The organism is Herbaspirillum sp. VT-16-41, from assembly GCF_001994935.1.
Classification (GTDB): domain Bacteria; phylum Pseudomonadota; class Gammaproteobacteria; order Burkholderiales; family Burkholderiaceae_D; genus Herbaspirillum; species Herbaspirillum frisingense.
In genome coordinates this window covers 30414-45126 of record NZ_MUXB01000095.1, presented here as the reverse complement: position 1 = coordinate 45126, position 14713 = coordinate 30414, and the positions used below count along the sequence as shown (strand labels likewise).

The 14713-nt window shown below is 63.2% G+C and carries 11 protein-coding genes; 10 read left to right on the top strand and 1 reads right to left on the bottom strand.

Translation table 11 applies throughout. The features are described from left to right. Positions 1 to 206: 206 nt before the first annotated feature. A complete protein-coding gene (locus BTM36_RS07135; protein ID WP_006463673.1) occupies positions 207 to 953 on the bottom strand; it encodes a TIGR00730 family Rossman fold protein in 747 nt (248 codons plus the stop codon). Here BTM36_RS07135 and polA point away from each other — a divergent pair, their 5' ends adjacent. The 10 genes from polA to BTM36_RS07085 all read left to right on the top strand — a co-directional run bounded on the left by polA (position 954) and on the right by BTM36_RS07085 (position 14712). Continuing rightward, positions 954 to 3716: a DNA polymerase I gene (gene polA / locus BTM36_RS07130; RefSeq protein ID WP_077235725.1), complete on the top strand. Its 2763-nt coding sequence runs from the start codon at positions 954 to 956 to the stop codon at positions 3714 to 3716. Positions 3717 to 4126: 410 nt separating this feature from the next. Further along, positions 4127 to 5809, top strand: coding sequence for a methyl-accepting chemotaxis protein (locus BTM36_RS07125; RefSeq protein WP_077235724.1), 1683 nt, complete (start codon positions 4127 to 4129; stop codon positions 5807 to 5809). A gap of 230 nt (positions 5810 to 6039) precedes the next feature. After that, complete coding sequence (locus BTM36_RS07120) at positions 6040 to 6924, top strand: dienelactone hydrolase family protein (RefSeq protein WP_077235723.1); 885 nt, start codon at positions 6040 to 6042, stop codon at positions 6922 to 6924. Between the two features lie 400 nt (positions 6925 to 7324). Beyond that, positions 7325 to 8350: a PDR/VanB family oxidoreductase gene (locus BTM36_RS07115; RefSeq protein ID WP_077235722.1), complete on the top strand. Its 1026-nt coding sequence runs from the start codon at positions 7325 to 7327 to the stop codon at positions 8348 to 8350. Between the two features lie 47 nt (positions 8351 to 8397). Then, positions 8398 to 9402 (top strand): ABC transporter substrate-binding protein, encoded by a 1005-nt coding sequence (locus BTM36_RS07110; protein WP_077235721.1) that lies wholly within the window; start codon positions 8398 to 8400, stop codon positions 9400 to 9402. A gap of 60 nt (positions 9403 to 9462) precedes the next feature. After that, the gene (locus BTM36_RS07105; protein WP_077235720.1) at positions 9463 to 10449 is read left to right on the top strand and encodes an isopenicillin N synthase family oxygenase; all 987 of its coding nucleotides are present in this window, start codon (positions 9463 to 9465) and stop codon (positions 10447 to 10449) included. Positions 10450 to 10574: 125 nt separating this feature from the next. Beyond that, positions 10575 to 11606 carry an aromatic ring-hydroxylating dioxygenase subunit alpha gene (locus BTM36_RS07100; RefSeq protein WP_039875491.1) on the top strand — a complete coding sequence of 344 codons (1032 nt, stop codon included), beginning with the start codon at positions 10575 to 10577 and terminating at the stop codon, positions 11604 to 11606. 17 nt (positions 11607 to 11623) lie between these two features. Further along, on the top strand, positions 11624 to 12481 hold the full coding sequence (locus BTM36_RS07095; protein ID WP_077235719.1) for an ABC transporter ATP-binding protein: 858 nt from the start codon (positions 11624 to 11626) through the stop codon (positions 12479 to 12481). Continuing rightward, a complete protein-coding gene (locus BTM36_RS07090) occupies positions 12465 to 13268 on the top strand; it encodes an ABC transporter permease (RefSeq protein WP_077235718.1) in 804 nt (267 codons plus the stop codon). Before BTM36_RS07095 ends, BTM36_RS07090 begins: the two co-directional genes overlap by 17 nt. 28 nt (positions 13269 to 13296) lie before the next feature. Continuing rightward, a complete protein-coding gene (locus BTM36_RS07085) occupies positions 13297 to 14712 on the top strand; it encodes an amidohydrolase family protein (RefSeq protein WP_077235717.1) in 1416 nt (471 codons plus the stop codon). The last annotated feature ends 1 nt before the right edge of the window (position 14713 follow it).

The window sequence follows — 14713 nt, the reverse complement described above, 5'->3', positions numbered from 1 at the left end:
AATCAGTTCATTTGCGTGCCGTGCATCATGAAGATGTCGACTTGTTTTTCAAATCGTACGAAGGTGATGGAAAGTGAACGTTTCTACACTTATCGGTGTAAAGATGGCGGGCGGAGGGGGAGAAATGAAGAGGCCGGGCGGCATTGCTGCGGCCCGGCCCGGGTAGAGCGGATGAGGGTGGCAAGCGCCACCGGTACTGCAATCGGTCAGAGATACATCCCGCTCTGCCGCTCCGCCTCCTGCTGCGTTTCGGCTGGCTTGGATTTCTCGGCGTGGAATTTCTGGATTGCCGCCAGGACCTCGGCCGGCTCGTCGATCACCTGCAGCAGGTTGACGTCCTTGGGCGAGATCATGCCGTCGTCCACCAGGCGGGTCTTGATCCAGTCCACCAGCCCGGCCCAGAACTCGCTGCCCACCAGGATCACCGGCATCATGCGTGACTTGCCGGTCTGCATCAGGGTCAGTGCTTCGGTGAGTTCGTCGAGCGTGCCGAAGCCGCCCGGCAGGACCACGTAGGCGTCGGCATATTTGACGAAGGCGACCTTGCGCGCGAAGAAATGACGGAAGGACAGCGAAATGTCCTGCCAGGCATTGCCGTGCTGTTCGTGCGGCAGTTCGATGTTCAGGCCCACCGAGGGCGAGGCGCCTTCGTAGGCACCCTTGTTGGCGGCCTCCATGATGCCGGGACCGCCGCCGGAAATGACGGCATAGCCGGCATCCGAGATCAGGCGGGCGATCTCCACACACAGTTGATAATGGGGATTGTCGGGGCGGATACGGGCAGAACCGAAGATGGAAACGGCAGGACGCAGCTCGGAGAGACGTTCGGTCGATTCAATGAATTCTGCCATAATCGTGAGTACATGCCACGACTCGCGCGCCTTCTTGGCCGTCGCGCGTTCGATGTCTCCCACTTCCCGCAGGCGCGGGACATTCTTTCCTCTCTGTTCCATATGCAAAAAACCTTGTTGTTAGTTGATGGTTCCAGTTACCTCTATCGCGCATTCCATGCACTGCCCGATATGCGTAACGCGGAAGGCGCGCCCACCGGTGCGCTGTACGGCATCATCAATATGCTGCGCCGACTGCGCAACGATTATCCCGCAAGTTACGTTGCCTGTGTGTTCGACGCCAAGGGCAAGACCTTCCGTGATGATCTGTATCCCGACTACAAGGCCACCCGCAAGTCGATGCCGGAAGACCTGGCATTGCAGATCGAACCCATCCACGCTGCGGTGCGCGCGCTGGGCTGGCCCATCCTGATGGTCGAAGGCATCGAGGCCGATGACGTCATCGGTACGCTGTCGGTGCAGGCCACCGCCGCCGGGCTGGTTACGATCATTTCTACCGGTGACAAGGACATGGCCCAGCTGGTCGATGAACACGTTACCTTGGTCAACACGATGAGCAATGAAGTTCTCGACATTGCCGGCGTGACTGCAAAATTTGGCGTGCCGCCCAACCGTATCGTCGATTACCTCAGCCTCATCGGCGACACCGTGGACAACGTTCCCGGGGTGGAAAAGTGCGGTCCCAAGACTGCCGTGAAATGGCTGACCGCCTACGATTCGCTGGATGGGGTGATGGCTAATGCCGACAAGATCAGCGGCGTGGTCGGCGAGAACCTGCGCCGCGCACTGGACTGGCTGCCGCAGGGTCGCGTGCTGGTGACGGTCAAGACCGATTGCGACCTGTCGGCGCACATGAAGTCCATCCTCGAATCGCTGACCATGCAGCCGCAGGACAAGGAAGTCCTGAAGGACCTCTTCACCCGCTACAACTTCCGCACCTGGCTGCGTGAACTGGCCGATGGCGGCGATGCCGCCGTGGGCAAGTCGCCGGTGGTGGGCGCCGTGGCTGCGGCCGCGCTGGAAGTGCCGGCCCAGGGCGGCTTGTTCGCACCCGCCACGCCGGTGGAGTACGAGACCGTGCTCACCGATGCGCAGCTGGACCAATGGATCGCCGCCATCAATGCGGCCGAACTGACCGCCGTCGATACCGAAACCACCTCGCTGGAAGCGATGCAGGCCGAGCTGGTCGGCATCTCGCTGTGCTGGGAGCCGGGCCGCGCCGCCTATATCCCGGTGGGCCACAATTACCAGGATGCGCCGCCGCAATTGTCGCGCGAGCACGTGCTGGAAAAACTCAAGCCCTGGCTGGAAGACGCCAGCAAGCCCAAGCTGGGCCAGCACCTGAAATATGACAGCCACATCTTCGCCAACTATGGCATTCGCCTGGCAGGGGTGAAGCACGACACGCTGCTGGAATCCTATGTCTTCGAGTCGCATCGGCCGCACGACATGGACAGCCTGGCGGCGCGTCACCTGGAGCGCAAGACCATCACCTACGCCGAGGTGTGCGGCAAGGGCGCGTCCCAGATCGGCTTCAACGAAGTGGCCATCGAACGCGCCACCGAATACGCGGCAGAGGATGCCGAGGTCACGCTGGCCTTGCACCGCGCCATGTGGCCGCAGATCGAGCACGACGACAAGCTGCGCTTCATCTACGAAAAGATCGAGGTTCCGACTTCGGTGGTGCTGCAGAAGATCGAGCGTAACGGTGTGCTCATCGACAGTGAACGCCTGGGCCAGCAATCGCATGACCTCGGGCGCCGCATGCTGGAGATCGAGCAGCAGGCCTATGACCTGGCAGGCCAGCCCTTCAACCTGAATTCACCCAAGCAACTGGGCGAGATCCTGTTCGGCAAGCTGGAGTTGCCGGTGGTGAAGAAGACCGCTTCCGGCGCGCCCTCCACCGACGAAGAAGTACTGCAGAAGCTGGCCGAGGATTATCCCCTGCCCAAGGTGTTGCTGGACTATCGCGGCCTGTCCAAGCTCAAGTCCACCTACACCGACAAGCTGCCCAAGATGATCAATCCGGTTACCGGGCGCGTGCATACCAACTATGCGCAAGCCGTGGCGGTCACCGGTCGCCTGGCCTCCAACGAGCCCAACCTGCAGAACATCCCGATCCGTACTGCCGAAGGTCGTCGCATCCGCGAGGCCTTCGTCGCGCCCGAAGGCAGCGTGATCGTGTCGGCCGACTATTCGCAGATCGAGTTGCGCATCATGGCGCACATCTCGGAAGACGAAAACATGCTGAAGGCCTTCGCCAACAACGAAGACATCCACAAGGCGACCGCCGCCGAAATCTTCGGCATCGCGCCCGAGCAGGTCGAGTCGGAGCAGCGCCGTTATGCCAAGGTGATCAACTTCGGCCTGATCTACGGCATGAGCGCCTTTGGTCTGGCCGGTAACCTGGGCATCGAACGTTCGGCGGCGCAGATGTACATCGACAAGTATTTCATGCGATTTTCGGGCGTGAAGCGCTACATGGACGAAACCCGACTGCAGGCCAAGGCCCGTGGCTATGTGGAAACCGTGTTCGGCCGCCGCCTGTGGCTGCCCGAGATCAATTCGCCCAACGGTCCGCGTCGCCAGGGGGCGGAACGGGCGGCGATCAACGCGCCCATGCAGGGCACTGCCGCCGACCTCATCAAGCTGGCCATGATCGCGGTGCAGGACTGGCTGGAAAAGACTGGCATGCAGACCCGCATGATCATGCAGGTGCACGATGAACTGGTGTTGGAAGTTCCACAACAGGAATTGGCAGTGGTGCGTGAAAAGCTGCCCGAATTGATGAAAAATGTTGCGGAGCTGAAAGTTCCCTTGCTTGCCGAGGTAGGAATCGGTAAGAATTGGGACGAAGCACATTAATTCACATTAATTCCGGTTTCTGGCAAACATCGTTCCCGGTTCGTGATCAGGTTCGCATGATTGCCGGTCGTGTGAAACCGGCGCCCGCCCCGCCAGGGAAAGCGGATCGGGCGCGAATGCCGGAGATGCAAATTGGCAATGCAACAAGCTGACGAACTGACAAGTCGGCGCAATCAGAACTGAAAAAAATAGAAGACTGGCGTCGCAACCGCAGGCATTCGAAGACGGGACGACGCACTGGGTGAAGCCGGACCAAGGTCCGGTGCAGCAGAGGCTGGGCAGGAAAGGGCAGGGGACACGCACCAGGTTTTTCGACACGCACCGCGCATGCGGGCTGCGCCATTGGCGCAGGTCTTGCCATCCCCCAACGCTTCCGTCCGGCCTCCGATGAACACATTGGAGGAGACGTCATGAAGTCAGCAATGAAAGTGGGCACGCGCCTGGGACTCGGGTTTGCGTGGGTGGTGCTGTTGCTGGTGCTGGTGACCGGTTTCGGCATCTTCAACATGCATCAGGTGCAGGGGCGCTTCACCCACGTGGTGGAGGTGAAGAACCCCGAGAGCACGCTGGTCAAGGACATGCTGGAGACCGTGGGGGAGCGTTCCATCTCGCTGCGCAACCTGATGCTGCCGGCCGCTCCCGAGGATGTGGATATCGAGGCGCAGTACATCGAGGCGCAGACGCTGAAGTACAAGATGGCTGCGCAGAAGCTGCAGCAGCTCTTCACTGATTCGGCCGACACCACCGAGGAAGAAAAGGCCGCCCTGCCCAAGATCGCCGCCCAGGCCGCCAATGCCGAAAAGCTCATCAGCGAAGCCGTGGAGTTCGGCAAGCGTCGTGAGGCCTACGAGCTGGCGCAATTCCTGAAGGAACAATACCTGCCGGTGCAGAAGTCCTGGCAGGTTGAACTGAAGGCGCTGGCCGCGCTGGAAGACCGGCTCAACAAGGAAGCCGCCGAGGCCAGCGCCACCGCCTATGCACGTGCGCGCCTGCTGATGCTGGTCATCAGCGCCATCGGCGTGATCACCGCCATCCTGGCGGCACTCTGGCTGACCCGCCAGATCTTGCGCAAGCTGGGCGGTGAGCCGGACTACGCGGTGCAGATCGCTGGCCAGATTGCCGAAGGCGACCTGGCCGTGGTCATCGATACCCGTCCCGGCGACAACGACAGCCTGCTGGCCGCCATGCGTATCATGCGCGACAAGCTGGCCGCCATCGTCACCGAAGTACGCAGGGGTTCCGAAACCATCACCACCGCCTCCACCGAAATCGCCCGCGGCAACCTCGACCTCTCGGGCCGTACCGAGCAACAGGCCGGCGCCCTCGAAGAAACCGCTTCCTCGATGGAACAGCTCAATTCCACCGTCAAGCAGAATGCCGAGAATGCCCACCAGGCCAACGACCTGGCGCTGGCTGCCTCCGACGTCGCGGTGCAGGGTGGCAGCATCGTCTCGCAGGTGGTGGAGACGATGCAGTCCATCAATGCCTCTTCGCAGAAGGTGGCCGATATCGTCAGCGTGATCGATGGCATCGCCTTCCAGACCAACATCCTGGCCCTGAATGCAGCGGTCGAAGCGGCCCGCGCCGGCGAGCAGGGGCGCGGTTTTGCGGTGGTGGCTTCCGAGGTGCGCTCGCTGGCCCAGCGCTCGGCCTCGGCGGCCAAGGAAATCAAGGTGCTCATCGGCGACTCCGTGGGCAAGGTCGAGAACGGCAGCAAGCTGGTGGAGCAGGCCGGCAGCACCATGACCGACATCGTCACCAGCATCCGCCGCGTGACCGACGTGATGACCGAGATCACCCACGCCAACCGCGAGCAGAGCAGCGGCATCGAACAGGTCAACGAGGCGATCATCCAGATCGACGACATGACGCAGCAGAATGCGGCGCTGGTCGAGCAGGCGGCTGCGGCGGCCCGTTCGCTGCAGGAACAGGCGGCCGGCCTGCAGCAGCTGGTCAGCGTGTTCCGTGTCGATGCTGCCCAGGCGAGGGTGGCGTCATCCTATGCGGCGCCGAGTGCCGAGCGTGTCATCGATGTCACGCCGGGCGCGCCGGAATTGCCGGCCGGTGGCCAGGTGCTGGCGGTGCAGGGCTGAAAACCGGGAAGAAGATGGCCCCGGAGACGGGGCGCAACGCCTGCGCCGGTTTGCGGTTAGACTCCGGCTTGGGTGAAGTCGGAGTGCATCCGCGAGGATGCCGGCAAGCGGCCTGCAAGGGCCGCTTTTTTCTGGATCTGGATATTCCGGATGAGGCCAGGAAATCCGCGATCCTTCCCCGCATCACGTCCACCACAACGAGGCCACGTGCCACCAAGATGGAGAACCCGATGAACGACCTTCGCAATGACTTCGACAGCCTGCTGGGACAGAGCACCCTGTCCGGCAGCGCCGACCGCCGTACCTTCCTGAAGACTGCCCTGGGCACCGGCTTTGCCGCCGCCGTGCTGCCGGTCTGCGCGCAGACCATGATCAAGACCGACACCAGCGGCCTGACCGCCGGCGAGGTCGCCATCGACGTCAACGGCCAGCGCGTGCCGGCCTATCGCGCCCAGCCCGAGGGCAAGACCGGGCTGCCGGTCATCATCGTGGTGTCGGAAATCTTCGGGGTGCACGAGCACATCGCCGATATCGCCCGCCGCTTCGCCAAGCTGGGCTATCTGGCCATCGCACCGGACTTCTTCGTGCGCCAGGGCAATCCCATGGCCTATACCTCCATTGCCGAGCTGCAGAAGGACATCATTTCCAAGGTGCCGGATGCCCAGGTGATGGGCGACATCGATGCCTACGTGAAGTGGGCCGGCGAAAATGGCGGCGATACCGGCCGCCTGGGCATCAACGGCTTCTGCTGGGGTGGCCGCATCGTCTGGCTCTACAGCGCCCACAATCCCAAGGTCAAGGCCGGTGCCGCCTGGTATGGCCGTCTGGTGGGCGAGAAGACCGCGCTGTTCCCGCAGCAGCCGATCGATATCGCAGCTACGCTGAAGACGCCAGTCATTGGCCTCTATGGCGGCAAGGATCAGGGCATCCCGGTCTCTACCGTGGAACAGATGAAGGAAGCCCTGCAGAAGGCTGGCAACAAGTCGGAATTCCACGTCTATGCCAACTCCGGCCACGCCTTCAATGCCGATTACCGCCCCAGCTATGTCGAGGCCGATGCCAAGGACGCCTGGGCCAAGGTGGTAGCTTTCTTCAAGAGTCACGGCGTGGCGTGACGCGCTGAAGGCCCGGCCTCTTATTGGTGCGCGTCTGATGCAGATCAAGGCATGGCGCACCAAGATGTGCAGGACGTTTGCGGCAAGGGACGGAGTTTTCCGTCCCTTTTTCATTGGTATGCGACAAAACACATGGGTATACCGCGCCGATCCCGGCCTTGCGCCATTGGCACGCGGTTTGCTATGACAAGGATTGAGTAGAAGCGGCTAGCGGTCGGTAAAACGGACACTTACCTTCCTGCGGGGCATTGCTCGTGACGCCATCGGAACCCACCGATGGTCCCCATCTTTTGATAGGACACGAGACCATGCACGATGCCTGCGCGCTTTTCTCTTTCTCATTCTCTCTACGCTCTTCCCGGCCACGCTCAGAATCGCCCGCCTCTCTGCGAGGTGCGCGATGAATGCCGTCGCTGAACGCTTCAACCGCGTTGCCCCTGCCGATCCCGCCACCGTGCTGCACCTGCGGGTGAGGGCCATACGCCCGGTGGCTGCCGATATCCGCCTGTTCGAACTGAGCTCTGCAGATGGCGCCCCATTGCCGCCATGGAGCGCGGGCGCGCACCTGCGCCTGCAACTGGGGGAGGGGCTGGAGCGCTGCTATTCGCTGTGCAATACGCCGCAACAGCGCGACTGTTATGTGATCGCCGTCAAGAAGGAAGCCGCCTCACGCGGCGGCTCGGCCTTCTTGCACCACCAGGTGCAAGAGGGCGACCTGCTCACTGCATCGGCACCCGTCAATGCCTTTCCTCTGGTGGTTGATGAACGTCCTCCGCTGCTCTTGGCCGCCGGTATCGGTATCACACCGCTCCATGCGATGGTCGCCGACATGGCCGCGCGCGGTGTACGCCATCGTCTGCATTATTTTGCACGCGGCCTGGCGCACGCGGCCTTCTTCCATGAGCTGGCGGCCTGCTCGCAGGGCATGTCCCTGCATCTGGGCCTGGATGGCGCCGAGACCGGACGCGCCATTGCCGCTGCGCTGGCCGGCGTGCCGTGCTCTTCCCCGCTTTATGTATGCGGTCCCGCGCCCTTCATCGAGGCGGCGCGTGACCATGCGCGCCAGGCCGGCTGGCGCGAGGACGATATCCATTTCGAATGGTTCGCCGCGCCCACCGGCGCAAGCCATGCCGTCATCCATGCCTCTGACCAGGACCACCATGTCTTCGAACTGGTCTTGCAGCGCTCGGGCGTGAGCTGCACGGTGTCGCCCGGCCAGAGCATCGTGGCGGCCGCCGCCGGAGCTGGCGTGGTGATCGGCACCTCCTGCGGCGAGGGATTCTGCGGCAGTTGCGAAAGTACCGTGCTGGAGGGCCTGCCCCTGCATCGCGACAGCGTGCTCTCGGCCGCCGAGCGCGCCAGTGGTCGCACGCTGATGCCCTGCGTCTCGCGCTGTGCAGGAACGCGATTGGTACTGGATCTGTGATGTTCCGATTTGTCTGTGCAAGTTCAACCCACCTGGAGAGGAAGGCTATGAAGAAGCAAGCGATGCAGAAGCGGACTTTCATGCGGCGTGTGGCCGCACTATGGCTGGGCGCGGCAGCCCTGCAGATGGCCGGCCTGGCCCATGCCGAGGACAAGGTCACCCTGCTGTCGAACTGGTATGCGCAGGCCGAGCATGGCGGCTTCTACCAGGCCGTGGCCAAGGGCATCTACAAGAAGTACGGCATGGATGTCACCATCAAGATGGGTGGCCCGCAGGTCAACAACATGCAGATCCTGGTGGCGGGGCAGGCCGACTTCAGCATGGGGTATGACTTCACGGTGCTCAAGGGCATAGAGCAGGGCTTGCCGCTGGTGACCGTGGGTACGTCCTTCCAGTCCGACCTGCAGGGCATGATGACGCATGATGATGTCACCAGCCTGGCCGGGCTGAAGAACAAGACCATCCTGGTGGCGGGCTCCGGCCAGTCGAGCTGGTGGCCGTGGCTCAAGTCCAAGTATGGCTATACCGATGCGCAGTCCAAGGCCTACACCTTCAACCTGCAGCCTTTCTTCGCCGATCCCAACATCGCGCAGCAGGCCTATCCTTCCTCCGAACTGTTCCAGGCCGACAAGGCCGGCGTGAAGAGCAAGTTCTTCCTCTTTGCCAGCGAGGGCTATCCGCCGTATGGCACCACCATCGTGACGCTGCAAAAGACCGTGGCCAGCAAGCCCGACCTGGTGCAGCGCTTCGTCAAGGCGACCGCTGAAGGCTGGAAGAGCTACCTGGAAGACCCGGCCCCGGCCAATGCCCTCATCAAGGCCGACAACAAGAACATGGGCGACGAGCAACTGGCCTATGCCCTGGGCAAGCTCAAGGAGCTCAAGGTGGTCACCGGTGGCGATGCGGCACGGTTGGGCATCGGCGTGATGACCGATGAACGCTGGAAGCAGACCTATGACGTCATGGTCGCTACCAGCCTGCTCAAGGCGGGTACGGATTATCACAAGGCCTACACCACCCAGTTCGTCAAGGACATGAAGGTCATGCCCTGATCCCGTTGGGCGCCGCTGCGTGAGTGCGGCGGCGCGGTCCACCTTGCGCGTGAGGACGCCATGATTCCCTACACAGCACCGATGACAGCACGCCGCATCCCGGTGATCGATTTTGCCGATGCGTTTTCCCCCGAGCGAAGCCGGCGTGAAGCGCTGGCCTGGGAAATCCACAAGATTTCGCGTGACGTGGGTTTCTTCTACATCGTCAACCACGGTGTCCCGCAGTCACTGGTGGAAGGCCAGTTCGACTGGGCGCGCCGATTCTTTGCGTTGCCGGCGGCCAGCAAGGCGGCCATCGACATGCGCGGTTCGCCGTCCGGCTACGGCTATGAACGCATGGGGGCGCAGGCCCTTGATGAGGGTTCGCCGGCGGACCTGAAGGAGGGCTTCCAGTTCGGCTTCGACATTGCCCATGATCATGCCTACGTGCAGCGTGGCCTGCTGCGCTATGGTCATCACCGGTGGCCGCAGGACCTGCCCGGATTCGAAGCCCATTCGCGGCGCTATTACGAGGCCGTGCGCGCGCTCTCGCATCGTCTGCTCAGCGTGATCGCGCTGTCGCTGGAGATGCCGGAGGATTTCTTCGAGCCGGTGCTGGAAACGCCCATCGCCACCCAACGGATGCTGCACTACCCGCCACAACCGGACGGTGCGAGGAACAACCAGATCGGCGCCGGTGCGCATACCGACTGGGGCCTGGTCACCATCCTCGCGCAGGATGCCATCGGTGGACTGGAGGTCTGCAACGCAGAGGGCCAGTGGGTGAGCGCACCGCCCATCAAGGACAGTTTCGTGGTCAACATCGGTGACCTGCTGCAGCGCTGGAGCAATGACCTCTATCACAGCAATCCACATCGCGTGCTCAATGCCGGCACGGTACCGCGTTATTCGCTGCCCTTTTTCCAGGATGGCGACCAGGCGGCCGTGGTGACCTGCCTGCCGACCTGCTGCAGCGCCGAGCGCCCACCGCGTTATGCGCCTTGCACCATTGGCGAGTACCTGGACATGAAGGTGAGGCAGACCTTCGGGGCGGTGGCGGTGGACTGAGTCACCGCAGCCAGCAAGTCCGAATTTTCGAATGTCAGATTTTCCGGCGAAGGCGACCGTGTTGGCACGCCGGCCGGACCACTGCGGATCCCCAGGTCCGCAGTCCAAGCAGAAGGAGCAGCATCATGCTGGTAACTCAACAAAAAGTCTTGCGCAGGTTCTGGTACGCGCTCATGCCCATCTCGCAGCTCAAGGACGGCCCGCAGCCCTTTACGCTGCTGGGCGAGAAGCTGGTGGTATGGCTCAGGGAAGATGGTACGCCGGCCGCCTTGCAGGACCGCTGCTGCCATCGCACGGCGCGGCTGTCCAAGGGCTTCGTGGAAAACGGCAATATCGTCTGCGGCTACCATGGCTGGACCTTCAACGGCGAGGGCGCCTGCGTGCGCGTGCCTCAGAGCGTGGACGGCAGCGTGCCGTCGGGTGCCTGCGTGAAGTCCTATCACTGCAAGGAGCGCTACGGTTATGTCTGGGTGGCGCTGGAAGATCCGCTGCGTGACATCCCCGATTTTCCCGAGGATGGTGCGCCGGGATACCGCCGCATCTTCCAGTTCTACGAACGCTGGGATACCAGCGCGCTGCGCATGATGGAAAACTCCTTCGACAATTCCCATTTCAGCTACGTGCATCGGGCTACCTTCGGCCTGTACGATCAGCCCAAGCCGGAGAAGTACGAGATCGAGGAAACCGACTACGGCTTCGAGGCCGAGACACGGGTGCCGATCAAGAACGTGCCGGCCAGCCACCGCGTCACCGGCAGCACGGCTGATACCACCGTGCGCCACATGTTCAACCGCTGGTACCTGCCTTTCGTGCGTCGCTTCGGTTGCACCTATCCGGAGAGCGGCCGGCATCACATCATCTACAACTGCGCTACGCCCATCGACGATGGCAGCATCATGCTGGCGCAGTGGCTGTACCGCAACGATACCGAGGAGGATTGCTCCGAGGCCGAGCTGATCGCCTGGGACGCCCCCATCCTGGTGGAAGACCGTGACATCCTGGAAGCCACCGACCCGGACGCCTGCATCGACGTGCGGCGCCGCCAGGAATTCCACATGGCCTCGGACCGTCCGGGTCTGATCATGCGCCGCATGCTGCTGCAGCTGCTGGAAGAGCATGGCGAATCCGAAGTCTTCCGCATCCATCCCGCTGCATGAACCCGCCAGGAGATTCCATGGACAGAGATGATCACGCCATGTCGCAGGCCGCGGCATGGGAGCAGCAGGGCGAGGCATCCGGCGAGGCTCCGGTGCTGTCGGCGCAACGGGTGGAGAAGACCTACCGCAACGGCACACGCGCCCTGGACGAAGTGCGGCTCGATATCGGGCGCGGGGAGTTCGTCTCTTTGCTGGGCCCGTCGGGCTGCGGCAAGAGCACCCTGCTGAAGATGTTCGCCGGGCTGGAGGAGCCGTCGCATGGGCATCTGCGTTGGTGGGGCGGTAACCTGGCCACGGTCGGGACGCCGGAGCGCACGCTGGCCATGGTGTTCCAGGAAGCCACGCTCATGCCCTGGGCCACGGTGGAACAGAATGCACGGTTGCCGCTGGACCTGCGCCACGTGCCGCGTGCGCAGGCCGATGCGCGGGTGGCGGCCGCCCTGAAGCTGGTGGGCCTGGACAAGTTCCACAAGGTGCTGCCGCGCGAATTGTCCGGCGGCATGCAGATGCGTGCCTCGATCGCGCGGGCGCTGGCGACCTCGCCCAATCTGCTGCTGATGGATGAGCCGTTCGGTGCCCTGGATGAATTCACCCGCAACAAGCTCGATGCCGACCTGCGCGATATCTGGAGTCAGCAGGACCTGACGGTGGTCTTCGTGACCCACAGCATCTATGAGGCGGTGTTCCTGTCTTCGCGGGTGATCGTGATGGCGGCGCGGCCCGGGCGGGTGATCGCCGATGTGGCCATCGATGCGCCAGGGCCGCGTGACGAGGCCTTCCGCATTTCGGCGCCCTTCATGCAGTATTGCAAGACGCTATCTGATTACCTGACGCTGGCCAACCAGCAGGGAGGCGGTCATGAAGCCCAACACTGAGCCGCTGGTCAACCGTCCCGGCTTCTGGCGGGTGGCCGCACCGCTGGCGATCGGTATTACCTTGCTCCTGATGTGGCAGGTGGTCTGCACGCTGCTGGAGGTGCCGCCCTATCTGATACCGACGCCTTCCTTGATCGCCAAGACCCTGGTGGCCGACTGGGGCATGCTGCTTGATTCGTTGCTGGTGACGCTGAAGATCACCTTCCTGGCTTTTGTGCTGGCGGTGATCCTGGGCGTGGCGATCGCCTTCGTCTTCGTGCAGAGCCGCTTCATCGAGGTCAGCCTGTTTCCCTATGCGATCATCCTGCAGGTCACGCCCATCGTGGCGATTGCGCCGTTGATCATCATCTGGGTCAAGGACACCACGGCTGCGCTGACGGTCTGCGCCACCATCATGGCGCTGTTCCCGATCATCTCCAACACCACGCTCGGGCTGCGCAGCGTCAATCCGGGCTTGCTCAACCTGTTCCGGCTGAACAAGGCGACCCGCTGGCAGACGCTCAGGCGCTTGCGCATTCCGAGTGCCTTGCCTTATTTTTTCGGCGGCTTGCGCATTTCCAGCGGACTGGCGCTGATCGGCGCGGTGGTGGCGGAGTTCGTGGCCGGCACCGGCGGTACCGGCTCGGGACTGGCCTACCAGATCCTGCAGGCCGGCTTCCAGCTCAATATCCCGCGGCTGTTTGCGGCCTTGCTGCTGATCACACTGACCGGCATCCTGCTGTTCTGGCTGATGAGCGCACTGTCGCGCGCGGCGCTGGCCGGCTGGCATGAAAGTGAAATGGGATGAGTCCACGATATCAAGGAGACGATTGCGCATGAATACCTTCCTGATCAGGAACCTGCAAGCCATCATGACCGGCTTGCCCGGCGCTGCGGCGCGCCACGTCGGCCCCGACATCCGGGTGCAGGACGGCGTGATCGCAGCCATCGGCCGGCTTGCGGCACAGGCCGGCGAAGACGTGATCGATGCCAGCGATTGCGTGGCCTATCCGGCCTGGGTCAATACCCATCATCACCTGTTCCAGTCCCTGTTGAAGGGCGACCCGCTGGGCATCAACGCGACGCTGACCCCCTGGCTGGCGGCCACACCCTATCGCTATCGGGCCAGATTCGATGCCGAGCTGTTCCGGCTGGCGGCGCGCATCGGCATGGTGGAACTGCTGCGTTCGGGTTGCGGCACGATTGCCGACCACAACTACCTGTACTACCCGGGCATGCCCTTCGATACCTCCGAGATCCTGTTCGAGGAGGCCGAGCGACTGGGCCTGCGCTTCGTGCTGTGTCGCGGTACCGCGATGCGAACCCGCCAGCTGGAGGCCGAATTGCCGAGTGCCTTGCGGCCCGAGACGCTGGAGGGCTTCCTGGCGGACATGGCGCGCTTGCGCAAGCGTTTCCATGATCCGGCGCCAGCGGCCATGCGCAGGGTGGTGATGGCGCCCACCACGCCACTCTATTCGGCGGCACCCGAAGAACTGCGCGAGATGGCCGTGGCAGCGCGCGAGATGGGCTTGCGGCTGCACAGTCATCTGTCCGAGACCGTGGGCTACCAGGACAGTGCGCATGCCATGCATGGCTGCAGTCCGGTACAGTTCTGCGAGCGCATCGGCTGGCTGGGGCCGGATGTGTGGTTTGCGCATCTGGTCAAACTCGATGCCGAGGAAATTGCGCTGCTGGGCGCCACCGGCACCGGTATTGCCCATTGTCCGCAGAGCAATGGGCGCCTGGGGAGCGGGATTGCGCCGATACGTGCATTGGAGGCAGCCGGCGTGCCGGTGTCGATCGGCGTGGATGGCGCGGCCTCCAACGAGGCGGCTGACATGATTTCCGAAACCCACGCCGCCTGGCTGATGCAGCGCGCCCGGCGCGGCCAGGAAGCGACGCCGGTATTCCGGGGCGGCAGCTTCGAGGGAGGCGCGGCCGAGGCCACGGTGGAGGATGTGGTGCGCTGGGGCACGACCGGTGGCGCCCGGGTGCTGGGGCTGGAGGCGCTGGACGGCCTGCAGGTGGGGCAGCAGGCCGATATTGCGCTGTACCGCCTGGATGACCCGCGCTACTTCGGCCTGCATGATCCGGCCATCGGGCCGGTGGCCTCGGGTGGGCGGCCTTTCCTGAAGGCAATGTGGGTCGGCGGCAAGGCCGTGGTGCGGGACGATGTCATTCCCGGGCTGGATCTGGCAGAACTGGGAGCGCAAGCGCGTCAGGCGGTGCAGAAGATGCTTGCAGGCAATTAGG